32 protein-coding genes are annotated in these 25551 nt (G+C 70.4%); 20 read left to right on the plus strand and 12 right to left on the minus strand.

Annotated elements, in window-relative coordinates:
* Window positions 1-129 precede the first annotated feature (129 nt).
* Window positions 130-318, plus strand: a complete 189-nt coding sequence (locus EFJ44_RS02905) for a hypothetical protein (RefSeq protein WP_125255678.1) — start codon at window positions 130-132, stop codon at window positions 316-318.
* On the opposite strand, the gene EFJ44_RS02910 is transcribed toward EFJ44_RS02905, so the two are convergent.
* The gene (locus EFJ44_RS02910; protein ID WP_125255679.1) at window positions 315-752 is read right to left on the minus strand and encodes an acyl-CoA thioesterase; all 438 of its coding nucleotides are present in this window, start codon (window positions 750-752) and stop codon (window positions 315-317) included. The genes EFJ44_RS02905 and EFJ44_RS02910 overlap by 4 nt on opposite strands.
* A gap of 138 nt (window positions 753-890) precedes the next feature.
* Between EFJ44_RS02910 and EFJ44_RS02915 the strand changes: the two genes are divergently transcribed.
* Entirely contained in the window at window positions 891-2015 is a 1125-nt protein-coding gene (locus EFJ44_RS02915; protein ID WP_125255680.1) for a zinc-dependent alcohol dehydrogenase family protein, read from the plus strand.
* On the opposite strand, the gene ppk2 is transcribed toward EFJ44_RS02915, so the two are convergent.
* Entirely contained in the window at window positions 2012-2749 is a 738-nt protein-coding gene (gene ppk2, locus EFJ44_RS02920; protein WP_125255681.1) for a polyphosphate kinase 2, read from the minus strand. The genes EFJ44_RS02915 and ppk2 overlap by 4 nt on opposite strands.
* 68 nt (window positions 2750-2817) lie before the next feature.
* On the opposite strand from ppk2, the gene EFJ44_RS02925 reads away from it, so the two are divergent.
* From EFJ44_RS02925 to EFJ44_RS02935, 3 genes are all read left to right on the plus strand, one after another.
* Window positions 2818-3954 (plus strand): serine hydrolase domain-containing protein, encoded by a 1137-nt coding sequence (locus EFJ44_RS02925; RefSeq protein ID WP_125255682.1) that lies wholly within the window; start codon window positions 2818-2820, stop codon window positions 3952-3954.
* Window positions 3955-3960: 6 nt separating this feature from the next.
* Window positions 3961-4722 carry an extensin-like domain-containing protein gene (locus tag EFJ44_RS02930; protein WP_125255683.1) on the plus strand — a complete coding sequence of 254 codons (762 nt, stop codon included), beginning with the start codon at window positions 3961-3963 and terminating at the stop codon, window positions 4720-4722.
* Between the two features lie 194 nt (window positions 4723-4916).
* Window positions 4917-5120 carry a cold-shock protein gene (locus EFJ44_RS02935; protein WP_125255684.1) on the plus strand — a complete coding sequence of 68 codons (204 nt, stop codon included), beginning with the start codon at window positions 4917-4919 and terminating at the stop codon, window positions 5118-5120.
* 12 nt (window positions 5121-5132) lie between these two features.
* Here the strand turns inward: EFJ44_RS02935 and EFJ44_RS02940 are convergent, their stop codons facing one another.
* Window positions 5133-6044, minus strand: a complete 912-nt coding sequence (locus tag EFJ44_RS02940; RefSeq protein WP_125255685.1) for a DMT family transporter — start codon at window positions 6042-6044, stop codon at window positions 5133-5135.
* Window positions 6045-6064: 20 nt separating this feature from the next.
* Window positions 6065-6496, minus strand: coding sequence for a DUF488 domain-containing protein (locus EFJ44_RS02945; RefSeq protein WP_125255686.1), 432 nt, complete (start codon window positions 6494-6496; stop codon window positions 6065-6067).
* A gap of 27 nt (window positions 6497-6523) precedes the next feature.
* On the opposite strand from EFJ44_RS02945, the gene EFJ44_RS02950 reads away from it, so the two are divergent.
* From EFJ44_RS02950 to EFJ44_RS02960, 3 genes are read left to right on the plus strand one after another with little or no spacing between them, the layout of a single operon-like run.
* Complete coding sequence (locus tag EFJ44_RS02950) at window positions 6524-7501, plus strand: alpha/beta fold hydrolase (protein WP_125255687.1); 978 nt, start codon at window positions 6524-6526, stop codon at window positions 7499-7501.
* A 35-nt stretch (window positions 7502-7536) separates the two neighbouring features.
* Window positions 7537-8109: an RNA polymerase sigma factor gene (locus tag EFJ44_RS02955; protein ID WP_125255688.1), complete on the plus strand. Its 573-nt coding sequence runs from the start codon at window positions 7537-7539 to the stop codon at window positions 8107-8109.
* Window positions 8102-8467 (plus strand): DUF6768 family protein, encoded by a 366-nt coding sequence (locus EFJ44_RS02960; protein WP_125255689.1) that lies wholly within the window; start codon window positions 8102-8104, stop codon window positions 8465-8467. The genes EFJ44_RS02955 and EFJ44_RS02960 overlap by 8 nt, the downstream gene beginning before the upstream one ends.
* Here the strand turns inward: EFJ44_RS02960 and EFJ44_RS02965 are convergent.
* From EFJ44_RS02965 to EFJ44_RS02975, 3 genes are read right to left on the minus strand one after another with little or no spacing between them, the layout of a single operon-like run.
* The gene (locus EFJ44_RS02965) at window positions 8464-9450 is read right to left on the minus strand and encodes an LLM class flavin-dependent oxidoreductase (protein WP_125256061.1); all 987 of its coding nucleotides are present in this window, start codon (window positions 9448-9450) and stop codon (window positions 8464-8466) included. The genes EFJ44_RS02960 and EFJ44_RS02965 overlap by 4 nt on opposite strands.
* A 41-nt stretch (window positions 9451-9491) precedes the next feature.
* On the minus strand, window positions 9492-10427 hold the full coding sequence (locus EFJ44_RS02970) for a pirin family protein (protein WP_125255690.1): 936 nt from the start codon (window positions 10425-10427) through the stop codon (window positions 9492-9494).
* 34 nt (window positions 10428-10461) lie between these two features.
* Complete coding sequence (locus EFJ44_RS02975; protein WP_125255691.1) at window positions 10462-10950, minus strand: Lrp/AsnC family transcriptional regulator; 489 nt, start codon at window positions 10948-10950, stop codon at window positions 10462-10464.
* Window positions 10951-11091: 141 nt separating this feature from the next.
* Here EFJ44_RS02975 and EFJ44_RS02980 point away from each other — a divergent pair, with 141 nt between their 5' ends.
* From EFJ44_RS02980 to EFJ44_RS03015, 8 genes are all read left to right on the plus strand, one after another.
* Complete coding sequence (locus EFJ44_RS02980; protein WP_125255692.1) at window positions 11092-12330, plus strand: 3-methyl-2-oxobutanoate dehydrogenase (2-methylpropanoyl-transferring) subunit alpha; 1239 nt, start codon at window positions 11092-11094, stop codon at window positions 12328-12330.
* Window positions 12331-12332: 2 nt separating this feature from the next.
* Entirely contained in the window at window positions 12333-13457 is a 1125-nt protein-coding gene (locus tag EFJ44_RS02985) for an alpha-ketoacid dehydrogenase subunit beta (RefSeq protein WP_206426850.1), read from the plus strand.
* The gene (locus EFJ44_RS02990) at window positions 13457-15100 is read left to right on the plus strand and encodes a 2-oxo acid dehydrogenase subunit E2 (protein WP_125255693.1); all 1644 of its coding nucleotides are present in this window, start codon (window positions 13457-13459) and stop codon (window positions 15098-15100) included. Before EFJ44_RS02985 ends, EFJ44_RS02990 begins: the two co-directional genes overlap by 1 nt.
* A gap of 3 nt (window positions 15101-15103) precedes the next feature.
* Entirely contained in the window at window positions 15104-15487 is a 384-nt protein-coding gene (locus EFJ44_RS02995) for a hypothetical protein (protein WP_125255694.1), read from the plus strand.
* A 41-nt stretch (window positions 15488-15528) separates the two neighbouring features.
* Window positions 15529-16926: a dihydrolipoyl dehydrogenase gene (gene lpdA, locus EFJ44_RS03000; protein WP_125255695.1), complete on the plus strand. Its 1398-nt coding sequence runs from the start codon at window positions 15529-15531 to the stop codon at window positions 16924-16926.
* A gap of 113 nt (window positions 16927-17039) precedes the next feature.
* On the plus strand, window positions 17040-17549 hold the full coding sequence (locus tag EFJ44_RS03005; protein ID WP_125255696.1) for a hypothetical protein: 510 nt from the start codon (window positions 17040-17042) through the stop codon (window positions 17547-17549).
* A gap of 79 nt (window positions 17550-17628) precedes the next feature.
* A complete protein-coding gene (locus tag EFJ44_RS03010) occupies window positions 17629-18018 on the plus strand; it encodes a hypothetical protein (protein ID WP_125255697.1) in 390 nt (129 codons plus the stop codon).
* Window positions 18018-18395, plus strand: a complete 378-nt coding sequence (locus EFJ44_RS03015; RefSeq protein WP_125255698.1) for a hypothetical protein — start codon at window positions 18018-18020, stop codon at window positions 18393-18395. Before EFJ44_RS03010 ends, EFJ44_RS03015 begins: the two co-directional genes overlap by 1 nt.
* Here EFJ44_RS03015 and EFJ44_RS03020 read toward each other — a convergent pair whose 3' ends face one another.
* Window positions 18396-18899 (minus strand): YciE/YciF ferroxidase family protein, encoded by a 504-nt coding sequence (locus EFJ44_RS03020; RefSeq protein ID WP_125255699.1) that lies wholly within the window; start codon window positions 18897-18899, stop codon window positions 18396-18398. It abuts the gene before it with no gap.
* Between the two features lie 60 nt (window positions 18900-18959).
* Window positions 18960-19670, minus strand: a complete 711-nt coding sequence (locus tag EFJ44_RS03025) for a Crp/Fnr family transcriptional regulator (RefSeq protein ID WP_125255700.1) — start codon at window positions 19668-19670, stop codon at window positions 18960-18962.
* A 253-nt stretch (window positions 19671-19923) separates the two neighbouring features.
* Between EFJ44_RS03025 and EFJ44_RS03030 the strand changes: the two genes are divergently transcribed.
* From EFJ44_RS03030 to EFJ44_RS03040, 4 genes are read left to right on the plus strand one after another with little or no spacing between them, the layout of a single operon-like run.
* Window positions 19924-20454 carry a CinA family protein gene (locus EFJ44_RS03030; RefSeq protein ID WP_125255701.1) on the plus strand — a complete coding sequence of 177 codons (531 nt, stop codon included), beginning with the start codon at window positions 19924-19926 and terminating at the stop codon, window positions 20452-20454.
* A gap of 16 nt (window positions 20455-20470) precedes the next feature.
* Window positions 20471-20779: a plasmid stabilization protein gene (locus EFJ44_RS03035; RefSeq protein ID WP_125255702.1), complete on the plus strand. Its 309-nt coding sequence runs from the start codon at window positions 20471-20473 to the stop codon at window positions 20777-20779.
* A 10-nt stretch (window positions 20780-20789) separates the two neighbouring features.
* A complete protein-coding gene (locus EFJ44_RS13745; protein WP_164511828.1) occupies window positions 20790-20957 on the plus strand; it encodes a hypothetical protein in 168 nt (55 codons plus the stop codon).
* Between the two features lie 14 nt (window positions 20958-20971).
* Window positions 20972-23029, plus strand: a complete 2058-nt coding sequence (locus EFJ44_RS03040; protein WP_125255703.1) for a glycoside hydrolase family 65 protein — start codon at window positions 20972-20974, stop codon at window positions 23027-23029.
* Window positions 23030-23032: 3 nt separating this feature from the next.
* Here EFJ44_RS03040 and EFJ44_RS03045 read toward each other — a convergent pair whose 3' ends face one another.
* The 3 genes from EFJ44_RS03045 to yidD are packed head-to-tail and all read right to left on the minus strand — an operon-like array spanning window position 23033 to window position 25527.
* The gene (locus tag EFJ44_RS03045) at window positions 23033-23299 is read right to left on the minus strand and encodes a hypothetical protein (protein WP_125255704.1); all 267 of its coding nucleotides are present in this window, start codon (window positions 23297-23299) and stop codon (window positions 23033-23035) included.
* A 57-nt stretch (window positions 23300-23356) separates the two neighbouring features.
* A complete protein-coding gene (gene thrS, locus EFJ44_RS03050; protein WP_125255705.1) occupies window positions 23357-25282 on the minus strand; it encodes a threonine--tRNA ligase in 1926 nt (641 codons plus the stop codon).
* Window positions 25279-25527, minus strand: a complete 249-nt coding sequence (yidD, locus tag EFJ44_RS03055; RefSeq protein WP_125255706.1) for a membrane protein insertion efficiency factor YidD — start codon at window positions 25525-25527, stop codon at window positions 25279-25281. Before yidD ends, thrS begins: the two co-directional genes overlap by 4 nt.
* Between the last annotated feature and the right edge of the window lie 24 nt (window positions 25528-25551).

Raw genomic sequence — 25551 nt, forward strand, 5'->3', positions numbered from 1 at the left:
GTCGCTCGCTGCTTGAGGGCGGGTTATGCGCGTGGCGACGGCATCTAGCGGAGGCCGCGGCGGCTGTCACGGCGCCGGAACCGTGACCGTTCGCCGGGCATTTGAGGAGGCGCACGCGAGGAGAGCGCCATGACCGCCCACGACGAGACCTGGATCGAGGACGACGAGGGCCAGGCCGACATCGTCGAATGGTACGAGGCGCGTCCCGTCACCGTCTCGACGGCCGCCGCCACCGGCTCCCTGATCGGCGCCTTCGCGCTGGGCGCCCTGGTGGCCGTGGGCGCCCTCGTGCTGATGGGCCGGCTGGACCTGGACTAGGTCTTCAGGCTCTCCAGAAATCCGCGCATCTTCTGGTCGACGGGAACGGGGCGCTTGGATTCGCGGTCGACGTAGACGTGGACGAAGTGGCCCACGGCCGCCGCCTCGTCCTCGTTGTTGCGGAACAGGCCGATTTCGTAGCGGACCGAGCTGGTGCCCACGTGCGCCACCCGCACGCCGGCCTGGATCTCGTCCGGAAAGGCCGTCGGCGCGAAGTAGCGGCATCCCGTCTCGGCCACCAGGCCGATGGTCTTGCCCTGCTGGATGTCCAGCAGGCCGTTGACGACCAGCAGCCGGTTCACCGCCGTGTCGAACCACGAATAATAGACCACATTGTTCACGTGGCCGTAGACGTCGTTGTCCATCCACCGCGTGGAGATGGCCTGGAAGCGGCGATAGTCCCCGCGTTTCGTCCGCTCGATCGTGCCGCTCATGAGTCTCCTTTGTGCCCTGCCGCTCGCGCCGCGGGCGCTCGCTGCTTGAGGGCGGATCGTTTCCCCTGACGCGTCTGCGCGCGTTCGGGGGCAGCCTTGGGCTTGACGGACGCCGCGTCAAGCGGCCCGGATGCGGCCATGGACATCCGCGCCGCCGTGCTGCGCGCCACGGGCGCCGCCAGACCCTATGCCGACAGTCGGCCGCTCTCGATCGAGACGGTGCGGCTGGATCCGCCGGGCCCGGAAGAGGTGCTGGTGGGGATCAGGGCCGCCGGGCTGTGCCACTCGGACCTCAGCGTCATCGACGGGAATCGGCCGCGCCCCTTGCCGATGGCGCTGGGGCACGAGGCGGCGGGGGTGGTCGAGGCGATCGGCGACGGCGTCGACGACCTGAAGCCTGGCGACCGCGTCGTGATGGTCTTCATGCCGTCCTGCCGCCATTGCGCGCCCTGCGGCGCGGGCCGGCCCGCCCTTTGCGAACCCGGCGCGGCCGCCAACGGCAAGGGCGAACTCCTGGCCGGCGGACGTCGCCTGCACGACGCGAGTCAGGACCTTAACCACCATCTCGGCTGCTCGGCCTTCGCCGAGAAGGCCGTGGTCTCGCGCCGCTCACTGGTGAAGGTGCCCGCCGACCTGCCGTTCGAGCACGCCGCCCTGTTCGGTTGCGCCGTGCTGACGGGCGTCGGGGCGGTGATGAACACCGCGGCGGTGCGGCCGGGTCAGTCGGTCGTGGTCGTCGGCCTGGGCGGGGTCGGTCTGGCGTCCGTCATGGGCGCGCTGGCGGCCGGGGCGTCTCCGGTGGTGGCCGTCGATCTGGCCGACGACAAGCTGGCGCTGGCCCGATCCTTCGGCGGCGTCGAGACGGTGAACGCCGCCGACCCGGACGCCGTGGAGCGGGTGAGGACCCTCGCGGGCGGAGGGGCCGACGTCGTTCTGGAAATGGCCGGGTCAGCCCGCGCGCTGGACGCCGCCTGGCGCATGACGCGACGCGGCGGGACCACCGTCACCGCCGGCCTGCCGCCGCCCGACGCCGTCCTGCCGGTCAACATCGTGCAGCTGGTGGCGGAGGCGCGGACGCTGAAGGGGTCCTACATCGGCGACGCCGATCCGGAGCGTGACGTGCCCCGGTACGTCGAGCTGTTCCGTCAGGGCAGGCTGCCCGTCGACCGCCTGCTGACGAAGACCATCACGCTGGACGGGATCAACGCCGCGTTCGACGACCTCGCCGACGGCCGAACCGTTCGCACGGTCGTCACCTTCTAGGCGTTCAGCCGTCCGTCGACCGAGTCCCCCGGAACGCACACGTCCGGATCGGGCCGCGCCGCCTCGTCTCCCAGCGCCCGCAAGAACAGGCGGATCACGTTGAGCCGCGCCGTCTTCTTGTCGTCGGTGATCACCGCCGTCCACGGCGCGAACGCGGTATGGGTCTCGGCCAGCATCCGGTCGCGCGCGGCGGAGTAGGCGTCCCACCGCTTCTGGGCCTCGGCGTCCAGAGGCGAGACCTTGAACCGCTTCAGCGGATCCTCGAGCCGCTCCTCCAGCCGCCGCGCCTGCTCCGCCCGCGAGATGTCCAGCCAGAGCTTGACCAGCACGACGCCGTCGTCCGTCAGCGCCTTCTCGAACCGTGGGGCATGATCCAGGAAGGCGTCGCACTGCCGGGGGGTGCAGAAGCCCATCACCGGCTCCACGCCGCCGCGGTTGTACCAGGACCGGTTGAAGATCACCGTCTCGCCCGCGGCCGGGAGGTGCGGAACGTAGCGCTGGAAATACCACTGGGTGGTCTCGCGCTCGGTCGGCTTGGGCAGGGCCACGACCCGCGTCTGGCGCGGCGCCATGTATTCGGTCAGTCGCTTGATCGCCCCGTCCTTCCCCGCCGCGTCCCGACCCTCGAAGACGATCACCGCGCGCCGGCCCGCCTCGATGAGCCGGTGCTGCAGGTCGACGACGCACTCCTGCAGGCGTTCCAGTTCGCGGTCGTAGTCGTCCTTCTCACCCATGCCGTCACCGTGCGCCGTCCCGCGCGAAATGTCATGCGCCCGACGTGCCGTCCGGGTTAGACAGGCTCATGACGCCGTTCTCTCCTCATCCCGACCGCCGCGCCGTCCTCGCCGCCGGCGCCGTCCTGGCCGCCGCGCCCCCGCCTGCGCCGGCGGCCGATCCGCGCGCCTACGACGACCAGCTTGACCTCAGCTTCTCGCGCGGCGGCGCCCCGGCGCTGGCCGGCATGATCGTGGGCCGATCGGGCGCCACCTGGATCGGCGTCCGCGGCGTGCGGCGCATGGGCGGCCCGGATCCCGTCATCCGCGAAGATCGCTGGCATCTGGGTTCCAACACCAAGGCCATGACCGCCGCGCTGTGGGCCCGGTCGGTCGAGGCGGGCAAGGCGAGCTGGGACATGCCGCTGGCGGAGGCTTTTCCCGACCTGGCGCCGCATGAGCGTCTGGCGGGGGCGACGGTCGACGACCTGATGCGTCACCGGGCGGGCCTGCTGGATGCGCCGTTGATGGAGCAGGGCTGGCTGCGCACCTCCCGCTCCGACCCCCGCTCCATGGTCGAGCAGCGCGCGGCCATCGCGACCCAGCTGCTGGCCGCCGCTCCGCCGGGGCGGCCAGGCGCCTTCGCCTACGCCAACGTCAACTACATCATCGCCGGCGCCGCGCTGGAGCGCATTCACGGCCGCCCGTGGGAAGAGCTGATGGGCGCCGAGCTTTTCGCCCCGCTGGGCATCACGACCGGCGGCTTCGGCGCGCCCGCCGACCCCGCGCCCTGGGGCCACCGCTCGGCCAACGGCGTCTCCGCGCCGGTCGCTCCCGGGCCGCTGGCCGACAATCCCGCCGCCCTGGGTCCGGCCGGCACGGCCCACATGACGCTGGCCGACTACGCCCGTTTCATCGCCGTCTTCCTCGACGCCGGGAAAGGTTGGCTCAGTCAGGCCTCGCTGGCCCGGCTGGCCACCCCGCCCGAAGGTCCGCCGCCGGCCTATGCCTACGGCTGGGGCACGATGCGCGCGCCGTGGGCGGGGCGGGACGGACGGCCCGGCTGGCTCCTGACGCACGACGGATCGAACACCTTCTGGTACCTCAGCGCCGCCGTCGCGCCCGAGCGGGGTCTGGCGGTGGTCACCGCGTCGAACGACGCCGGTCGGGGAACGGAGGCGACGGGCGACCTGATGGCCCGTCTGATCCGGTCGGCCACGACCTGAGGCGGCATGAAGCGGGACCTGGCCGACTTCTGGAACCTGCTGTGGGAGGCGGCCCTCGGTCTGGCGGCCGCCTTCATGCTGGCCAACGCCTTCGCCCCGCCGCAGGACCTTCCGTGGAAGCCGCTCGACCTCAGCCGGCCGATCGGCGCGGCCACCTCGGCCCAGGTCGCCGACTATGAAATCCGCCGCATGGCCGCGCCGGAGGAGGCCAAGGCCGTCACCGACGCCTGCATACAGCTGCTGCGGGAGGCGGGGGTCGAGGTCGAGCGGGCCGAGGACCGGGACGACGGCGGCTTCTGCGTCGTGCGGGGGGCGGTGCGCCTGACCGGCGGATCGATCACGCCGCTGGCCCCCGGGGGCCTGGTCATGCAGTGCCCGATGGCGGTGCGCTACGTCATCTGGGACCGTCAGGTGCTGCAGCCCGCGGCGCGCGAGTCGTTCGGCCAGTCCGTCGCGCGCGTCGACAACATGGGCACCTACGCCTGCCGCCGCATCTACGGGCAGGAGGACGTGAACGCCCGCCCCAGCGAGCACGCCCGGGCCAACGCGCTGGACGTCGCGGGGGTGACGCTGCAGGACGGTCGGCGAGTTTCTGTGCTGGCCGACTGGAACGGCGACGGGCCGGCGGGCGTGCAGGGCGGAACCTTCCTGCGCCGCATTCGCGAGGGGGCCTGCCGGGTCTTCGCGACCGTGCTGAGTCCCGAATACAACGCCGCGCACCGGGATCACCTGCACCTCGACGGGGCCGAACGGGGCCTTTGCTCGTAACCACGCTCGCCGTTCAGGCGAATCGGAATCCGGTTGACCGCGCGGAAAACGCGGGAGACAACGTCGGCGCAGTCCGGATTTTCGCGGTGTCCAAAGCCGCGTGCAGCTCCTCCTCGTGAACGAGCCTGTCCAGATGGGCTGACGGACGTCCCGCCGGGGCGTCTGCCTGGAAAGCGCGTTTACGGAGACGCACGATGGCGACCGGCACGGTCAAGTGGTTCAACCCGACGAAGGGTTATGGCTTCATCCAGCCCGATGGCGGCGGCAACGATGTGTTCGTGCACATCACCGCCGTCCAGAAGGCGGGCCTGATGGGCCTGGATGAGAACGCCAAGGTCGAATACGAACTGGAATCCCAGCGCGGCAAGACCTCGGCGGTGGACCTCAAGGTCCTCTGATCCGAAGCTGATCTACGAACCGGCGGGCGCGGGACTTTCGGGTTCCGCGCCCGCTTTCTTTTGTGTGGAGCGCTGCGCCAGCACCACCGCGCCCAGCACCAGGGCGCCGCCCAGCGCCTGAACCGGCGTCAGGGCCTCGGCGAACAGGACCCAGCCCAGGATCGCCGCCACCACGGGCTGCACAAGGATGGTCACCGCGGTGACCGAGGCCGGCAGCCGGCCCAGCGCCCAGGCCACGCCGCCCTGACCCACCACGTGCATGACGCCCAATCCGGCCAGGGCCGCCCAGCCGCCGGCGGTCTCCGGCGTCAGGTCCTCGCGCAACGCCAGCGCGGCGACCAGCAGCAGGGGCAGACCGATCCCGGTCGACCAAAGGGTGACCCGCAGGGCTCCCGCCGTCCGTCGCGCGGCCTGCACCGCCAGGAAATAGCCCGCGTACCAGAGCGCGACCGACAGGCTGAAGGCGTCGCCCAGCAGGGGGTTGGTTCCCTGTCCCCCGTCGGCGCCCGCCGCCATGGCGACGGCTCCGGCCATGGCCAACCCCAGCGCCACCAGGAACATGCGGCTGGGCCTCTGTCCCCAGACGATCCAGGCGAAGGCGGTCACCACCACCGGCGTCAGATTGCACAGGGTCGTCGCATTGGCGACCGAGGTCATGACGATGCCGTAGTGCCAGAAGCCCAGGTCCAGCACGAAGAACAGGCCCGCCAGCGCCATCCATTTCGAGGGCCGTCCCACGCCTTCGCCGCCGGGCCGCGCGGTCAGGATCAGCAGCAGCGGGATGGAAAAGGCGAAGCGCCACATGCCCGCCGCGGCCGGCCCGACCTCCCCCAACCGCACCAGAATGGGGGCCAGCCCCAGCACCACGGCCGCACCCAGGAGCACGATCAGGGCGATGCGGCGGTCGGCGGGCGAGACGTCCATGCCCCGCCTTACATCCGCGCCTAGAGGTTCACCACCTCGAACCCGTCCTCGCGCGCCAGCCGCGCGGACAGGATGCCCCGATGGCATTTCGCGTGATCGCCGCAGAAGCACAGGATCGCCGTAGGCCGGTCCCTCGCCGTCTCGCGCAGTCGCTCGAAATCCAGCCGGAAGGCCGGCTCCTGCATGTGGGCGCCGTAGATGGCATGCAGCTCGTCGCGTCGACCCGCCCGCGCCGCCTCGCGTCCGGCCTTGGGCGTGCCGACTCCGCGCAGATGCACGTACTCGATTCCGGTCTCCGCCAGAGAGCCGGCCAGCACGGTCTTGGAGAAGCCCGCGCGCCGCGACGCCGCCACCGCCCGCACGTCGGCCAGCACCTCGACCCCGGCGTCCTTCAGCCGGCCGATCACCGCGGCTTGCGGCTGGCCCTCGTATCCGATGGTGTAAAGTTTCATGCCCCGCACATGGGGCCGGAGCCGCTGATGATCCAGAGAGACGTTCAGACCGACGGCCTGACCCAGCGGGTGCTCGAATCCGGCCCCGAGAACGGCCCCCTGGTCCTGCTGATCCACGGCTTCCCGGAGCTGGGCGTCAGCTGGCGGGCCCAGGTCGCGGCCCTGGCCCAGGCCGGCTTCCGCGCCGTCGCGCCCGACATGCGCGGCTATGGCGGCACCGGCGGCCCGGCCGAGACCGGGGCGCACACGATCCTGCATCTGGTCGGCGACGTGGTCGATCTGGCACGGGCGCTCGGCCGGGACCGCTGCGTGGTCGTCGGTCACGACTGGGGCGCCCCCATCGCCTGGCACTGCGCCCTGATGCGGCCGGATCTGTTCACGGCTGTGGCCGGCCTCTCCGTGCCGTTCCAGCCGCGCCGCCCCAAGGGCCCGCCGACGCCAGCCATGGCCGCGATCTCGAAACGGGCCGGGCTCGGCGACCTCTACATCAGCCGATTTCAGGCGCCGGACGCCCATGAACCCTTCGACGCCGATCCCGCCACGGCCCTGCGCAAGATGTTCTTCGCCTACGACGGGGCCACGCCGGACCCGGGACAGTCGACCGGCTTTCTCCCTGCCGGCGTCGACCTGCTGGGCAGCATCGCCGACGACGCGACCCTGCCGCCGTGGATGTCGCCGGAGCATTTCAAGGAGTACGTCGACGCCTTCGCCGCGGGCGGCTTCAAACGGCCCCTCGACTGGTACCGCAACCTCGACCGCAACTGGGAGCTGACCGCCTGGTTGCAGGACCGGCGGATCGAACAGCCGGCCCTCTTCATCGTAGGCGAGCGGGACCCGGTCCGCCACTACGCCGGCGCGCATGAGGCGGGACTGAAGGACTGGCTGACCGGCCTGCGCGGTCAGCACGTGTTGTCGGGCGCGGGCCACTGGCTCCAGCAGGAAAGGGCGGACGAGGTGAACCATCTGCTGCTCGCCTTTCTGTCGGAAGTCGGCGCCGGCGATTGAACCGGATCGGCACCCCCGCGCACCTGACCTCCGACATGACCGACGACGCCGACATCGCCGCCGCCCGCGCCCTGGACGGATACTTCGTTCTGGCCGCCCGGTTGGGCGATCGGGCCGCGTTCCAGGGGCTGGCGGTGCGCTGGAATCGTCGGCTGGAGGCGCACGCCCGGCGCCTGCTGCGCGATCCGGAGGCCGCACGCGACGCGGTTCAGGCGGCGTGGCTGGAGATCGTGCGCGGGCTGGGCGGCCTGCGCGATCCCGCGGCCTTCCCGGCCTGGGCGTACCGGATCGTCACCCGACGGTGCGCCGCGGCGGTCGGGAGCCGCCGACGAGATCGTGAGGCCGCGGCCGACTTCGCCGCCGAAGCGCTGTCCGCGCCCGTGCCCCCCGCCCCGCAGGATGTGGCCGACGAGGAGGCGCGCGTCCGCGCCGCCGTGCGCGCCCTGCCGCCGGACCAGCGCGCCGCGATCGCGCTCCACCATTTCGAGGGCCTGTCCGTCGCCGAGACGGCGGTGGCCCTCGACGTCCCCGCGGGCACCGTCAAGACCCGCCTCATGCATGCGCGGCGCAAGCTGAAGCTCGCGCTGGAAGGAGGACGCCATGACTGACTTCGACCGTACGCTGAACGCCGCCCTGTCGGCGGAAGAGCGCGACCTGCTGGCCCGGATCGGCGACGAACCCGGCGTCTTCACCCAGATCTTCGGGCTCTTCCGCGGGCCGACCGCGTGGGTCAACGTCCTCATGATGGTGGTGCAGACGGTGCTGTTCCTGCTCGGCGTCTGGGCTGCCGTCGGGTTCTTCCAGGCCGACGACGCGCTTGAGGCCCTGCGTTGGGGCCTGCCCGCGGCGACGGCCATGCTGATGGCCCTTATCGTCAAGTCGTCGATGTGGCCGGTGGCGCAGATCGGTCAGCTTCGGCTGGAAATCCGGCGGCTGGAGGCGATGGCCTTGGCACGCCGGGGCTAGAGCCCCTTCGCTGCCTCCGCCGTGATCTCAAGGCTGCGGATGCGGGCGTCGACGTCGAAGATCATCCCGGTGGTCATGACCTCGTCGACGCCCGTCAGGGCGATGAAGTCGGCCAGCCGTTCGCGGACCCGCTCCGGCCCGCCGATCGCCGCGTGCTCGAGGCGCGACCGCACCGCCCCGATCTGGTCCGGCGTCAGATGCGCGGACACGTCGTCGACCGGCGGCTTCAGCCGTCCCGGCTTGCCCGTCACCACCGCGGCGAAGGCCAGCTGCATCGACGTGGCCAGTCGTTCTGCCGCCGCGTCAGTGTCGGCGGCGCAGACGTTCAGCGCGGCCATGGCGTAGGGCTGGGCCAACGCCTTCGAGGGCCTGAACCCCGCGCGGTAAGTCCGCAACGCCGGCAGCAGCAGTTCCGGCGCGAAATGGCTGGCGAAGGCGAAGGGCAGGCCCAGATGCGCGGCCAGTTCGGCCGAGAACAGGCTGGAGCCGAGCAGCCAGATGGGCACCTTCGAGCCCGCGCCCGGCCACGCCGTCACCGACTGTCCCGGGATCGGGTCGTCGAGAAAGGCCTGCAGCTCCATGACGTCGCGCGGGAACTGATCGGCGGAGTCGAAATAGCGGCGCAGGGCCCGCGCCGTCGCCCCGTCCGTGCCGGGAGCGCGGCCCAGCCCCAGGTCGATCCGCCCGGGGTGCAGCGCCTCCAGCGTGCCGAACTGCTCCGCCACCATGAGCGGAGCATGGTTGGGCAGCATGACGCCCCCCGATCCGACGTGGATCGTCGACGTGTTCGCCGCCACGTGCGCCAGCGCGACCGCCGTCGCGGCCGAGGCGATGCCCGGCATGTTGTGGTGCTCGGCCAGCCAGAACCGCGTGAAGCCCAGGCGGTCCGCCGCCTGGGCGTATCGCGTGGTCTCCTGCAGGGCGCGCCGCACGTCGCCGCCCTCGACCACGGGCGAGAGATCAAGAACCGAGAATCCCGTCATCCGCATCAGATCGTGATGCGGATCGCGCGTTCAACCCCTTGTCACACCGGATGCGTCTGGTCCGGCTTCACCTCCGGCGCCGGCTCGGGCGTGGACGGCACGTCGGGCAGGGGGATGAACTCTTGGTCGTCCTCGGTCGGCAGTGCCATCCGCCCGGCTTTCCAGTCCGCCTTGGCCTGATCGATCCGCTCCTGCTTCGAGTGCACGAAATTCCACCAGATGTGGCGCGGCCCGACGCTTTCGCCGCCCAGCACCATGACGGTCGACGGCCGAACGGCGCGAACCGTCGGTTCTGCGTGCGGCTCCAGGATCACCATCTGGCCCTCGCCGAAGGTGCGGTCGCCCACCTCGATCTCGCCCCGCGCCACGTACAGCGCCCGCTCGGCCATGCCGCCGGCGCCCTTGCCCGGCGGCGGCGCGGTGCGGACCTCGGCGTCCATCTCCCAATGCACGTAGAACAGGGGCGAGGACGTCGGCACGGCGGCCTTGGCGCCGTAGGCCTCGCCCGCCACCAGACGCGCGAACAGGCCCTGGTTCGAATAGCTGGGCTGGTCGCCTTCGCCGTGGTGATGAAAGGCGGGGTTCGTCTCTTCCAGATGCTCCGGCAAGGCGATCCAGGCCTGCATGCCGTGCATCGGTCCGCCGGCGCTCTTCTTCAGCGGATCGGTGCGCTCGGAGTGGACGATGCCGGAGCCCGCGGTCATCCAGTTGACCTCGCCGGGACGGATTGCCTGGGTCGCGCCGGTGTTGTCCCGGTGCATGATCTCGCCCTCGAACAGATAGGTCAGGGTCGACAGGCCGATGTGCGGATGCGGCCGCACGTTGATGGCCTCGCTGCCCGGCGCGAACTCCGCAGGACCCATCTGGTCGAGGAAAATGAAGGGACCGACCATCCGCCGCGCGTGGAACGGCAGGATGCGCCCCACCTCGAACCCGCCCAGATCCTTCTTCCGGGCCTGGATCACCATCTCGATCATGTCGAAGCCCCCTTCGTTGGAACCGTAACCGAAACTATTGCACGTGCGGCGTCACGATGCCCAGCGGCAGGGTGGTGACGTTCTTCACGCCGCGCGTGACGATGTGGCTCTCGCAGTCCGACACGATGCCCAGGGCCAGAAGTTTTTCCCTGAGGAACTTGTCGAAGGCGTGCATGTCGCTGGTGACGATGCGCAGCACATAGTCCTCACGCCCGGTGATGGTCGCGCACTGCACCACCTCGGGCCAGCCCGCCACGGCCGCCTCGAAACGTTCCAGGTTCTCGGTGGAAGGCAGGTTCAGCTTGACGATGGCGTAGACCTCGAAGTCCAGGCCCAGTTGCGCCGCGTCCAGCAGGGTGACGCGCTTCAGGATCAGTCCCTGATCCTCCAGCCGCTTGATCCGCCGCCAGCAGGGCGAGGCCGAAAGCCCGACCCGGTCCGCCACCTCGGCGACCGACAGACCCGCGTCGTGCTGCAGGATGTCCAGGATGCGGGCGTCGATGGCGTCGAGGTCTTCCGCCAAGGTGTTTCTCCGATTGATGATTCAGCGCAATGAAATAGCGTCAAAAGGCGATATGCAAGTCGGATTTGAGCGAGCCTTCCCGCGCGCCTCCGTGCTAATGCACGCTTGAGGAAACGCGGTCGGATCAACCGAACGGGATCGATGATGAAGAAGCCAAATGCCCCCGCGCTCAGCCTGCGCGTGCCCGAGCCTTCGGGCCGGCCCGGCGACGCTCCGGACTTCAGCCACATCAAGCTGGACGCCCCCGGCGCGGTGGATCGGCCGGCGGTGTCGACCGCCCCGTTCGACATGCGCGACCACGCCTTCAAGCTGGTGCGCGTGCTGGACGATCAGGGCAGGGCCGTCGGCCCGTGGGACCCGAGGCTGGACCCGGAGACCCTGCGCAGGGGTCTGAAGGCCATGATCCTGACCCGCGCCTTCGACGACCGGATGCATCGCGCCCACCGCCAGGGCAAGACCAGCTTCTACATGAAGTGCACGGGCGAAGAGGCCATCGCCGTCGCCCAGGGCATGATCCTGAACCGCGAGGACATGGGCTTCCCGACCTATCGCCAGCAGGGCCTGCTGATCGCGCGCGGCTATCCGCTCGTCGACATGATGAACCAGATCTATTCGAACGCGGCGGACCCGATCAAAGGCCGCCAGCTGCCGATCATGTACTCGTCCAGGGAGTACGGCTTCTTCACCATCTCGGGGAACCTCGGCACCCAGGTGCCGCAGGCCGTCGGCTGGGCCATGGCCAGCGCCTACAAGGGCGACGACAAGATCGCCATCGCCTGGATCGGCGACGGCGCCACGGCCGAGGGCGACTTCCACAACGCCCTGACCTTCGCCGCCGTCTATCGCGCGCCGGTCATCCTGAACGTCGTCAACAACCAGTGGGCCATCTCGTCCTTCATGGGCATCGCCGGCGGGCTTGAGACCACCTTCGCGTCCAAGGCCATCGGCTACGGCCTGCCGGCGCTCCGCGTCGACGGCAACGACTTCCTCGCGGTCTGGGCCGCGACCCAGTGGGCCGAGGAGCGCGCCCGCACCAACCAGGGCGCGACGGTCATCGAGCTGTTCACCTATCGCGGCGCCCCGCACTCCACCTCCGACGACCCCAGCCGCTACCGCCCCGGCGACGAGCATGAGAAGTGGCCGCTGGGCGATCCGGTCGAGCGTCTGAAGCAGCACCTGATCCAGCTCGGCGAGTGGTCCGACGCGCAGCAGGAAGAGGCCGAGAAGGACGCCGTCGAACAGGTGCGGGCCGCGGGCAAGGAGTCGGAGGCGATCGGCACTCTGGGTCAGTCGCGCCCGTCGGTGAAGACCATGTTCGAGGAGGTCTACGCCACCGAGGACTGGCGTCTGGTCGAACAGCGCCGCGAGGTGGGAGTCTGAGCATGAGCGACAACGCCACCTTCACCGAGGCCGACCGCACGGACGGCGTCGAGCCCGACATGGTCGACCAGAAGAACGCCCCGGCATCGACCGCGCCGCGGTCCGACGTCCAGCCCATGAACATGATCCAGGCGCTGAACTCCGCGCTGGACGTGAAGATGTCGGAAGACCCCGACGTCCTGTCCTTCGGCGAGGACGCGGGCTACTTCGGCGGCGTCTTCCGCGTCACCGACCACCTGCAGAAGAAGCACGGTCTGACCCGCAGCTTCGACGCCCCGATCAGCGAATGCGGCATCGTGGCCGCCGCCATCGGCATGGGCGCCTATGGCCTGCGCCCGGTCGTGGAGATCCAGTTCGCCGACTACATCTATCCGGCCTACGACCAGATCGTCAGTGAGGCGGCCAAGCTGCGCTATCGCTCGGGCGGCCAGTTCACCTCGCCGATCACCATCCGCAGCCCCTACGGCGGCGGCATCTTCGGCGGACAGACGCACAGCCAGTCGCCGGAAAGCCTGTTCACCCACATCGCGGGCCTGAAGGTCGTCATTCCGTCCAATCCGTACGACGCCAAGGGCCTTCTGACGGCCGCCATCGAGGACGACGACCCGGTCGTCTTCTTCGAGCCGAAGCGCCTCTACAACGGCCCCTTCGACGGCTGGCACGAGAAGCCCGTTTCGCCGTGGAAGGCGCAGGAGCTGGCCCAGGTCCCGACCGGCAAGTACGTCGAGCCGATCGGCAAGGCGCGCATGATGAAGGAAGGCGCCGACGTCACCATCCTGGCCTACGGCACCATGGTCTGGGTCAGCCTCGCGGGCGCCGAGCACGCGGGCGTGGACGCCGAGGTGATCGACCTGCGCACCCTCGTGCCGCTGGACATCGAGACCATCGAGGCCTCGGTGAAGAAGACCGGCCGCTGCGTCATCGTGCACGAGGCGCCGAAGACGTCGGGGTTCGGCGCCGAGCTGTCGGCCCTGGTGCAGGAGCGATGCTTCCACTGGCTGGAGGCGCCGATCGCGCGCGTCACCGGCTGGGACACGCCCTATCCCCACGCCTTCGAGTGGGAGTACTTCCCCGGCCCGCAACGCGTGGCCGACGCCCTGAAAGTCACGATGAGCGGGGGCCGCTGATGGGTCGTTTCGTCTTCAAGCTGCCCGACGTGGGCGAGGGCACCGCCGAGGCCGAACTGGTCGGCTGGCACGTCAAGGTCGGCGACGTGGTCGCCGAGGACCAGATCGTCGCCGACGTCATGACCGACAAGGCGACGGTGGAGATCACCGCTCCTGTCAGCGGCAAGGTCACCGCCATTCACGGCGAACCCGGCCAGATGATCCCCGTGCGCGGCCCGCTGGTGGAGTTCGAGGTCGAGGGCGCGGGCAACGCGTCCGCCGACGAACCGGCCCCGGCGCCCGCGCCGAAGGCCGAAGCCGCTTCGCCTTCGGTCGAGACGCCCGCGCCCGCTGCGGCGTCGACCGCGCAGCCGGCCTCGGGCGCCAACTACGTCTTCAAATTGCCCGACGTGGGCGAAGGCACGGCCGAGGCCGAGCTGGTCGGCTGGCACGTCAAGGTCGGCGACGCCGTGTCCGAGGACCAGATCCTGGCCGACGTCATGACCGACAAGGCGACGGTCGAGATCACTTCGCCCGTCTCCGGCGTCGTCGTCGCCACGCACGGCGAGGCGGGCCAGCAGGTGCCGGTCGGCGGCCCGCTGGTCAGCTTCCAGGTCGAGGGCAAGGGCAACGTCGCGGCGTCCGCGCCCGCTCCGGCCACCGCGCCCGCCCCGAAGTCCGAGCCCGCTCCGGCTCCAGCCGCCAAGGCCGCTGCTCCTGTGCCCGAGGCCGCGTCGCGACCGCAGGCCGAAGCCTTCACCACCCGCGTCGCCGGCCAACGCCCGCTGGCCTCCCCCGCCGTCCGCGCCCGCGCCCGCGATCTGGGGATCGAGCTGCAATACGTCCCCGGCTCCGGCCCGGCCGGCCGCATCGAGCACGGCGATCTGGACGCCTATGTCGCCTCCGGCGGACGCGGATCGTCCGTGTCCGGAGGAACGACCGGCTCGACCTATGCGAAGGCCGAGGGCGCGACCGAAACCCGCATCATCGGCCTGCGCCGCAAGATCGCGGAGAAGATGGCCGAGAGCGTGCGCCGCATCCCGCACATCACCTATGTCGAGGAGATCGACGTCACGGCGCTGGAGGAGCTGCGCGCCCATCTGAACGCCGAGGCGAAAAAGACGGGCAAGCCCAAGCTGAACGTCCTGCCCTTCATCGCCCGCGCCATCGTCGTCGCCCTGCGCGACCAGCCGACCATCAACAGCTGGTACGACGACGAGGCCGGCGTGCTGACGACGCACAACGCCGTGCATCTGGGCATCGCCGCCCAGACGCCGAACGGCCTGATGGTGCCGGTCGTCCGCCACGCCGAGGCGCGCGATCCCTGGGACACGGCCGAGGAGATCGCCCGCGTCTCCGGCGCCGCCAAGTCCGGCAAGGCCAGCCGCGACGAGCTGTCCGGCTCGACCATCACCATCACCTCGCTGGGCACGCTGGGCGGCGTCGTCCACACGCCCATCATCAACCACCCCGAGGTCGCCATCGTCGGCCCCAACAAGATCCAGGAGCGGGTCGTGGTGAAGGACGGCCAGATGGTCGTGCGCAAGATGATGAACCTGTCCTCCAGCTTCGATCACCGCATCGTCGACGGCCACGACGCGGCGGTGTTCGTGCAGCGGATCAAGGGGCTTTTGGAGCACCCTGCGACGCTGTGGATGGGGTGAGGGATGCGGGCCCTCGCATTGGTTGGTGTCCTCGCGTTGCAAGCATCGCCCCTGATCGCCTGCGAGCCTGCGGAGATCGACGTGAGGGCAATGGCGTCGGTGCGGGACGTGCTGGGCGAGGTCGAGTCCGTTCGCTTCGACGGGATCGTCATGCGGGATTTCCGGATCGTGCGGCGTTGGACGGCGACCGTGCGTCCGGTCAGCACACTGCGCGGAACAGAGTCGGCCGAGCGTTTCATTTACCGGTTTGACGACGAGCGGCCCGGATGTGGCTGGCGGGACTTTCAGGTCCGTCGTGGCTCGCAAGCGGTCTTCTTCTTCGAGCCCGCATCGCGGTCGCCCTATTGGGCGCTCGCCCGATCTGACTACCGACTGGCCCGGCCCTGACCCGTCGCGCTCAACGCTAGCTGCCTCAGCTGAGACATTTCATGACCCAGACCCTCACCCCCAAAGTCCTCATCATCGGCGCCGGCACCGGCGGCTACGTCGCGGGCATCCGCTGCGGCCAGCTGGGGCTGGACACCGTGCTGGTCGACGGCGGGGACGGGTTGGGCGGCACCTGCCTGAACGTCGGCTGCATCCCCTCCAAGGCAGTGATCCACGCCGCGAACAAGTTCGAGACGGTCGCCAAGGCCGCCGACGGCGGCACGCTGGGCATCACGGCGTCGAAGCCCGCGATCGACCTGAAGGCCACGGTCGCGTGGAAGGACGGCATCGTCAAAAAGCTGAACGGCGGCGTCGCGGCCCTGCTGAAGAAGGCGAAGGTCAAGGTGGTGAAGGGCTGGGCCGAGTTCAGCGACGCCAAGACCTGCACGGTCAAGACCGCCGAGGGTGACGTCACCATCACCGCCGAACACGTGATCCTGGCCACCGGCTCCGAGCCCGTCGAACTGCCCTTCCTGCCCTTCGGCGGCGACGTCATTTCCTCGACCGAGGCCCTGTCGCTGGACAAGGTGCCGGGCGGGCTGGTCGTGGTCGGCGGCGGCTACATCGGGCTGGAGCTGGGCATCGCCTATCGCAAGCTGGGCGCCGAGGTGACGGTGGTCGAAATGGCCGACCGCATCCTGCCGCTCTACGACAAGGCCCTGACCGACCCCGTCGCCAAGTGGATGGAAAAGCACGGCGTCACCCTGATGCTGGGCGCCAAGGCCGGCGCTTTCGAAAAGGGCGCGCTGAACGTCACCGACAAGGACGGCAAGGCGATCAAGCTGAAGGCCGACAAGGTGCTGGTCACCGTCGGCCGCCGGCCTCGCACGCAAGGCTGGGGTCTGGAGAACATGGGCGTGGCCATGGACGGGCCGTTCGTGAAGATCGACGACCGCTGCGCCACCTCGATGAAGAACGTCTGGGCCGTCGGCGACCTGACCGGCGAGCCGATGCTGGCGCACAAGGGCTCGGCCCAGGGCGAGGTGGTGGCCGAGATCATCGCCGGCCATGACAGGCGCTTCGACCCCGTCACCATCGCCGCCGTCTGCTTCACCGAGCCGGAGATCGTGTCGGCGGGCCTCGGCCCGCAGGACGTGCAGGTGCGCGACGACGTGATCCAGGCCGTCTTCCCCCTGTCGGCCATCGGCCGCGCGCTGGCCATCGAGGCGGGCGAGGACGGCGGTTTCGTGCGCGTGATCGCGTCCAGGGCCGATCACCGCCTTCTGGGCGTCCAGGCCGTCGGCCAGCACGTCTCGGAAATGTCCAACAGCTTCGCCCAGATGCTGGAGATGGGCGCGGTTCTGGAAGACGTCGCCGGCGTCATCCACGTGCACCCCACCCTGGGCGAGGCCTTTCACGAGGCGTCCCTGCGCGCGCTTGGCCACGCGATCCATATTTAGTGGGCCCTACCGCTCGCGACGCGGTCGCTCGCTGCTTGAGGGCGGTCGCCGTCTACCCTTCCGCTCGACCCGAATGTCTGTAGGCTGAGGGTCGCGGCGGGGAGGCCGCGCCCATGAAGTTCATCCGCACCGCGACCGCAGTGGTCGCCATGGGGGCGCTGGCGGCCTGCGCCTCCACGCCCCGGGGGTTCGTTCCGGTCATGTCGGTCGCGCCCGAGGACGCGGCGGCCTTCCAGACGGCGTTCGACGTCTGCGGCGCGGAGGTCGCGGCCGGGCGGCGCGAAAATTTCCGCGAGGGACGGGGCGGATCGGCGGCCGGGGGACTGGCCATCGGCGGCGCGGCGGCGCTGGTCACCGGCGCCTCGGCGGCGTCGGGCGCCGGCATGCTGGCGGGGGTGGCGGGCGGCATCGGCCTGACCGCCGGTCTGATCGTCTTCGCGCCCCTGGCCATGTTCGGCGTCTCGCGGATGCAGCGCGCCCACAAGGAGCGCGAGATCACCGCGGCCATGAGTGCCTGCCTGGCCGAAGAAGGCTACGTCGTCGACGACTGGCGTCTGATGGAGCAGGGCGAGACCGGCCCGACGTCGCCGACGGCGGCGGCCGGCGGCGGCGCGGCGCCCTGAAGACAGGCACCTTACCGCGCTTTCACTTGAGGCGCGGACGCCGGGGACGCATCCTGCGGGCTCAATCCTGGAGCCCTTCATGCGCCTCGCCCTGTTCGCCCTCGTCTCCCCGGCGCTCGCCGCCGCCCTCCTGACCGCCGGCGCCGCCGCGGCCCAGGATCCCTCGACGGACGGCGAGTACCGCGCCGCCCTGACCCGGATGCTCGTCGAGACGACGCAGGGCGTCTGTCCCGCCGACGTCATGGCCGACAGCCTGCTGGAGGCCTGTGAGGGTCAGATCACCCAAATGGCCCCCGCGCTGCAGTCGCTGGGCGGCATCTCCTCGATGGTGCTGGTGAGCGCCGAAGGCGAGGGCGCCGCCAAGGTTGAGCGCTACGAGGTCACCTACGACGCCGGCCCCACGCTGGTGTGGTTCATCGGCGACCGCGGCGCCGACGGCCGCTTCAGCTCGGCGGGAACCGGCCGCTGATGCGCGCCGCGCTCGCCGCCGCCGTCTTCGCCACCGCCCTGCTTTCGTCAGGCGCGGCGGCGGCCCAGGACCCGACGAAGGACGGGGAGTTCCGCGTCCCGCTGGAATCCATCATCGTCGGTCTGGCCGAGGGGACCTGCGACCCGGTCCACCTCGCGCCCGATTTCATTCCGTTGTGCGAGGAGCAACTGTGGGAGGTCGGTCAGGCGCTGCAGATGTTCGGCGCGATCACCGAAATGCGGTTGATCGACCGGGAAGGCGAGGGCGACGCCCGGCGCGAAATCTATGAGGTCGATTTCTCGTCCGGGCGCACCGTGAAGGCCGGCATCGGCGGCCGCATCGACGGCAAGTTCACCAGCCTGTCGTTTGACGGCTGATCAGGCCGCCTTCGCCTGCATGGCCTCGGCGTTGACGGCCGCGTCCGCGATCGTCGTCAGGTCCTCGTCGGTCTGCGACTCCTCGGTCAGCGTCTCGTCGAGCAGCTTCACCGCCTCGTCCATGCCCAGCACCTGGGCCCAGCGCTTCAGCGTGCCGTAGCGCGTGATCTCATAGTGCTCCACGGCCTGGGCCGCCGCCAGCAGGCCGGCGTCCAGAGCGGGCGTGTCCTTGTACTCCTCGGCGATTTCGTCGCCCTCGGCCAGGATGCCCTCGATGGCGTCGCAGGTCTTGCCGCGGGGCGCCTTGCCGATGATCTCGAACACGCGCTGCAGGCGCTCGATCTGACCCTCGGTCTGATCCTTGTGCTTCTCGAAGGCCGCCTTCAGCTCCGGGGCCTGAGCCGCCCGGGCCATCTTCGGCAGTGACTTCAGGATTTTCCGCTCGGCGTAATAGATGTCGCGCAGGGTGTCGTGAAACAGGTCGTCGAGGGTCTTCTCGGCCATCGTGTCCTCCATGGGGTGAGGCCCATGGAAAGCGCGGCGCGGACGCCGGTTCCTGTGTCCTCAAGCCGACTCTGGCTGCATGGACGCCTCTCCCAGAACGGCTTCCGTCCGCGCCCGGAGCATGGCGTGGCATTCGCACGACGCGCTCTCCAGACCAGCCCGGTCCAGGATGCGGATCGTGCCGCGCGCGTAGGCGATCAGCTTGAGCCGCTTGAGCGACGAGGCCGCCTCGCTCACGGTCGTCCGGCGCGCGCCGATCAGCCGGGCCAGTTCCTCCTGGCGGAATGTCAGAACCTGCTCCGGCGACAGGTCCGCCGCCGTCAGGATCCAGCGCGCCACCCGCTGGGGCACGGGGTGGGCGGCGTTGCAGGCCGCCGCCTGCGCCGCCTGCGCCTGATAGAGGTCCGTAAGAGTCAGAAGCTTCCTCATCAGCGACGGCCGCTCGGCCGCCAGAGCCCGCAGGGCGGCAGCCGGGCAGACCCACGCCTCGCCGGGCGACCGGCACCTCACCTCCCAGGCGCAGGGCCGGTCCGCCATGAAGGGCGCAAGGCCGGTCACGCCCTCCTGACCGATGACCGCGGTCTCGATCGCCCGCCCGTCAGGGAACCGTATAAGGTTGGCGAACTGGGCGTCGGCGGGAAAGTGCACGTCCGTGACGGGCGCATTCTGGCGCACCACCACCAAGTCCATTGGAACGACGACGCGGCGGAGCAGCGGCGCCATTGCGGCGCGATCCGACGGCTCCAGCTGCGCCAGGAAGCGGTTGTTCATGTTCGGGGCCATGGGGACTGAACGCGAACGGCCACGCCCGGCTCCCGAGTCGGGGAGCGGACATTGGAACCGGGCTTTCTCCGGCCCCGTTCCGCCGTCGGAGGAAATGAACATGACCGAGGATCCCGAGAGGCGACGTCGCCCCGTCCGCCCTACGACGCGGGAAGACGCCGACTGTCTTCCCGCGACACCGCAGACCTCGTGGCCGCTCTGGTCGAGCGCGGCTTCTACGTGATCGGAGGCTTGCCTGACGATGACCGCGCCGGAACTGACCTCGACCCTTCCCCCGACGACCGCCGCCCGGCTGAAGGAGATCATGGGCCGACTGGATGACGACGGGCTCAGGCTGGCGCTCGCCGAGAGTTGCACCGGCGGGCTGGTCAGCGCCGCCTTCTCGGGCGTCGAGGGCCTGTCGCATCTGCTGGAATGCGGTTTCGTGACCTATTCGGACGCGGCCAAACGCGCGGTCCTGGGCGTGCCGTCGTCCGTGTTGGAACGGGCGGGCGCCGTCTCCCGTGTCTGCGCGGTGGCCATGGCCGAGGGCGCGCTGCGCCGTTCGCGGGCGGATCTGGCCGTGTCGGTCACGGGCTATGCCGGTCCGGCCGGTCCCGACGCCGAGGAAGGTCTGGTCCATTTCGCCCTCGCCCGCGAGGGCCGCGAGACCGAGGCGCGGGAGGCGCATTTCGGGCCCATCGGCCGCGATGCGGTGCGCCTGTCCTGCCTGAAATGCGTGCTCGACCTGATCGAGATGAGCCTGAACGCGGACGCCCGCGCGGCCGCCTGACCCGAAAGGACCTGCCATGCCCCGAGGCGACAAGTCGAAATACACCGCAAAGCAGGAGCGCAAGGCCGACCACATCGCCGAGGGCTACGAGAAGCGCGGCGTCTCCGAAAAAGAGGCGGAACGCCGGGCCTGGGCCACCGTCAACAAGGACGACGGAGGCGGCAACAGGTCCGGCTCAGGGCGCGGAAAGCGGACGGGCAATCCCGCCGCGCACAAGGGCGGCCGGAAGGGCGGCGCCGCTTCGGCTTCGCGTTCGAAGGCCGACCGTTCCGCCGCCGCGAAGAAGGGTTGGGAAACGCGCCGCCGCAAGGCCGGCAAGTCTTGAGGAGAAGGTGATGGACAGTCTGCAGAACTCCCCCTGGCTGGCGGTGGTCGCGCTCGGGCCGCTCGCCCTGCTGGTCGCCTTCATCTGGGCCCGCGTGCGCACCGGCAAGCGGAACGACCGGCTGGATCCGGACACGCCTTCGGACGACCCGTCCAAGGGCATGCCCGGCCACGACTGAGAGAACGGTCACGGATGAGCGACGTCATCTCGCCGCCGTCAGCCACCGGCGCGCGCGGTCGCGACCTCCCCGCCTATCTTTCGAACGGCCTGATCGGCCTGCGCGTGCGCGAGGATTCCCTGACGCCCGGACTTTGCATCGTGTCCGGCTTCGTCGGCGAGCACCACGAGCGCCGGATCGAAGCCGCCGCCCCGGGCCCGTATCCGCTCGGCCTCGACGTGGCGCTGGACGGTCTGTGGGCCTCTGGTCAGGCCGGCGCGGTCGAGCCTCTGGATCAGACCTACGACTTCGCCACAGGCGAACTGACGACGAGGGTCCGGCTGCGGGTCGGGGATGCGACGGCGGTGGTCGAGACGGTCGCCTTCTGCAGCCGGACCCATCCGACCCTGGTGTGCGAACGCATCCGGGCGACGCCCGAAGGCTCGCACGAGGTCCAGGTGCGTCCCCGGGTGGCCATCGCCGCCCTTCGGGGCAAGTCGCTCGAGCGCCGCCTCGACACGCCGGGCGAGCCGGAGCCGGCGGCGGACGGGACCCTGCTGTGGGAGTCCGAAGGCGGCGCCGGTCGGCTGGGCGTCGCCCTGTCGACCTCGGCCCGCGAGCAGGCGGCGCGGACCCAGGAGCCCTGGGACGAGCAGGGCCCCCTGTCGACGACGTGGAGCTTCCCGCGCGTCGCGCGTCCGGCGAGCGTCGACCGGCTCGTCTCCCTCGTGCCCGAGGTCATGCACGCCCAGCCGCACCGCCAGGCGCTCCGGCTCGTCGCCCCCGGCGCCGAACTCGGCTTCGACGAGCTGCGCCGCCGCAACCGCGCGGCCTGGGAAGACCTCTGGAAGGGCCGGATTCGCCTCGTCGGCGCGGACCGGAAGTGGCAGGCCCTCGCCGACGCCGGCCTTTTCTACCTGAACTCATCCGTGCACAGAGCGTCGCCCTCGTCGACGTCGATCTACGGCCTCGCGACCTGGATCGACTACCACTACTATTTCGGCCACGTGATGTGGGACGTGGACGCCTTCGCGGTTCCGCCCCTCAGCCTGCTCCAGCCGGAAGCCGCCCGCGCGATGCTCGACTACCGGACCCGGTGCCTGCCCGCGGCCCGGATGAACGCGCGCCTGCAGGGGCGCGTCGGGCTGCAGTTTCCGTGGGAGAGCGGACCGCGGGCCGGGGAGGAGACCAGTCCCGGGGCCGGCTCGGCGGCGGTGCGGGAGGTCCACGTCAACCTGCACGTGGCGCGAGCCTTCGCCCTGCACGCCGACGCCACCGGCGACCCGCGCTTCCTCGCCGACCGCGCCTGGCCGGTGCTTGAGGGCGTGTGCGACTGGATCGTCGACCGGGTGACGCCCACGCGGGACGGCTTCCGCTTCGAGGAGCTGGGCGGTCCGGCGGAGAATCCGGGCTTCATCGACGAGGACGCGCTGACGACCCTGACCGCCCGGACGGTCCTGCGCCGCACGGTCAGGGCCGCCGAACAGCTGGGCCGCCCCACCCCTGCGCGCTGGGCGGAGGTCGCCGACGGCCTGCGGCCCGTGATCCGGTCCGACGGCGCGGTCGCCTCCCACGCCGACTTCCGCGTGGACGAACCCAAGGGCGCCACGCCGGGGCCGTTGATGGCGATCTTCCCCGTTTGGGCCGAGATGGACGCCACGACGCGGGAGCGCACGCTGGCCTTCTATCTGGCGCACTGGCGCGACTACGTCGGGTCCCCGATGCTGGCCGCGCTGTACGGCACGTGGGCCGCGTGGGCCGGGGACCGCGACCTGGCCCTGAAGCTCTTCGACGAGGGCTATGCCAAGTATCAGACCGGCCGCTTCGCCCAGACGCTGGAGTATCGGCTGGACAAGATCGGCGGCGTCGCTTCCGGACCCTTCTTCGCCAACATCGGGGGCTTCGTCACCGGCCTCCTGACGGGTCTGCCGCGTCTGCGCGTCAGCGACGCCGATCCCGCGACGTGGGCGCAGGATCGGGTCGTCCTGCCGACCGGGTGGACGGCGATCGAATGCGACCGCGTGTGGATCCGGGGCGAGCCGTGGCGGCTGGTCGCCCGCCACGGCGAACGGGCCGAGCTGACGCCGGCCTGAGGCTCAGGTGAAGGGCGGCGTGCCGGCGTCGCTGGCCGCGGCGCCCGGCGTGACCTCGGCCAGTTCCGCAGCCTGCGACTTCGCCGGCCCCGCGTTCAGATCGTCCTGGGTGGTGTAGTCGCCGACCGCCTTCACGCCCAAGACGCTCTCACCCGGCAGGGCCAGAGGCATGGCCGCGTCGGTGGCCTGGACGTCGGTCTCGGACGGCACGCGCACGATGCGGATCTCTCCGCCGCGCCCCAAGGTCACCTCATAGACGCGCATGGTCATGATCGCTCTCCTTCTGCTTGACGAAGGAGCGCCGGGGCGCGCGAGCGGTTCCGAACGTCAGCCGCGCTTCAGGTCCGGCGGCGTCGCCTCTTCGGTCAGGATGCGGATGGCCTCCTCGACGGTGACCACCTCCTGCGCCTGGCTGCCCAGCCGGCGGATCGCGACCTCGCCCTTCTCGGCTTCGTTGCGCCCGACCACGGCGATGACCGGCACCTTGGCCACGGAGTGCTCGCGCACCTTGTAGCCGACCTTCTCGTTGCGCAGGTCGGTCTCGACGCGCAGGCCCGCGGCGCGGAACCTGGCGGCCACCTCCTCGGCATACGGATCCGCTTCCGACACGATGGTCGCCACCACGGCCTGCACCGGCGCCAGCCACAGGGGGAAGGCTCCGGCATAGTTCTCGATCATGATGCCGATGAACCGCTCGAAGCTGCCCAGGATGGCCCGGTGCAGCATCACGGGGCGATGCTTCTGACCGTCCTCGGCGACGTACTCGGCGCCCAGACGCTCCGGCAGGACGTAGTCCAGCTGGATCGTGCCGCAGGTCCATTCCCGCCCGATGGCGTCCTTGACGATGAAGTCCAGCTTGGGCGCGTAGAAGGCGCCGTCGCCCGGCGTGATCACCGGCTCGGTCCCGGCGGCGCGCGCCGCCTCGGCCATCAGCGCCTCGGCCTTGTCCCAGAACTCGTCCGAACCCGCCCGCGTCTCCGGTCGGGTGCCCAGGCTGATGTAGGCCGTCTCCATGCCCAGGTCGGCGTGGACGCTGCGGGCCAGCTCGATGAACCGCGCCGTCTCGTCGACGATCTGGTCCTCGCGGCAGAAGATGTGGGCGTCGTCCTGCACGAAGCCGCGCACCCGCATCAGCCCGTGCAGGCTGCCCGACGGCTCATACCGGTGACACGCCCCGAACTCGGCCATGCGGAGCGGCAGCTCGCGGTACGACCGCTGGCCCTGATCGAAGATCTGCACGTGGCCCGGGCAGTTCATCGGCTTGAGGGACAGCTCCTCGCCCTCGACCGTCTCGCACACGAACATGTTGGGCCGGTATTTTTCCCAGTGCCCGGACGCCTCCCAGAATTTTCGGTCCAGCACCTGGGGCGTCTTGACCTCGACGTAGCCCGCGGCGTCCAGCCGGCGGCGCATGTAGGCCTCGATGACCCGCCACAGTACCCAGCCCTTGGGGTGCCAGAAGACCATGCCGCGGCCTTCCTCCTGCATGTGGAACAGGTTCATCGCCCGTCCCAGCTTGCGGTGGTCGCGCTTCTCCGCCTCCTCGATGCGCGCCAGGTGCGCGTCCAGGTCCTCCCTGGTCGCCCAGGCGGTGCCGTAGATGCGCTGCAGCTGCTCGCGCCTGGAGTCGCCCCGCCAATAGGCGCCGGCCAGCTTGGTCAGCTTGAAGGCCTTGCCGACGTGCCGCGTGGAGGGGAAGTGCGGCCCCCGGCACAGGTCGATCCACTCGCCCTGCTTGTACAGGGTGATCGTCTGATCCTCCGGCAGGTCCCGGATCAGCTCGGCCTTGAACTTCTCGCCCCTGGCCTCGAAGAACTCGATCGCGTCGTTCCGGTCCCAGACCTCGCGCTCGAACTTCGCGTCGCGGTCGACGATCCGGCCCATCTCCTTCTCGATGGCGGCGAAGTCGTCGGTCGAGAACGGCTCCTCGCGGAAGAAGTCGTAATAGAATCCGTCCTCGATCGCCGGGCCGATGGTCACCTGGGTGCCGGGGAACAGGGTCTGAACGGCCTCGGCCAGCACGTGCGCGGCGTCGTGGCGGATCGTGTACAGCGCCTCGGGGTCGTCACGCATGATCAGGCGGAAGTCGCCGCCGGTCTCCAGCTCGCGGCCCATGTCGCGCTGCTCGCCGTTCAGCTCGGCCAGCAGGGCCTTCTTGGCCAGAGACGGCGAGATGGACGCCGCCACGTCGCGGGCCGTCGATCCGGCCGGATACTGGCGCACGGCGCCGTCTGGGAATTTCAGTTCGATCATTCTTCTGGCTTCTTCGGCGGCACCGGATCGTAGCCCGATCCGCCCCATGGATGGCACTTACACAGGCGGCGCGCCGTCAGCCATCCCCCGCGGACCGGCCCATGGGCGATCAGGGCGTCGCGGGCATAGTCCGAACAGGTCGGCAGAAACCGGCACTGCTGTCCGAACACCAGGCTGAACGACAGCTTGTAGGCCCTGTGGGCCAGCCGAACGCCGCGTTCATAGGGTCCTTCGCCGGTCGCCATCGCCGCGCTTATCCCCGATGCCGG

The sequence above is a fragment of the Brevundimonas fluminis genome, assembly GCF_003934285.1.
Lineage (GTDB): Bacteria > Pseudomonadota > Alphaproteobacteria > Caulobacterales > Caulobacteraceae > Brevundimonas > Brevundimonas fluminis.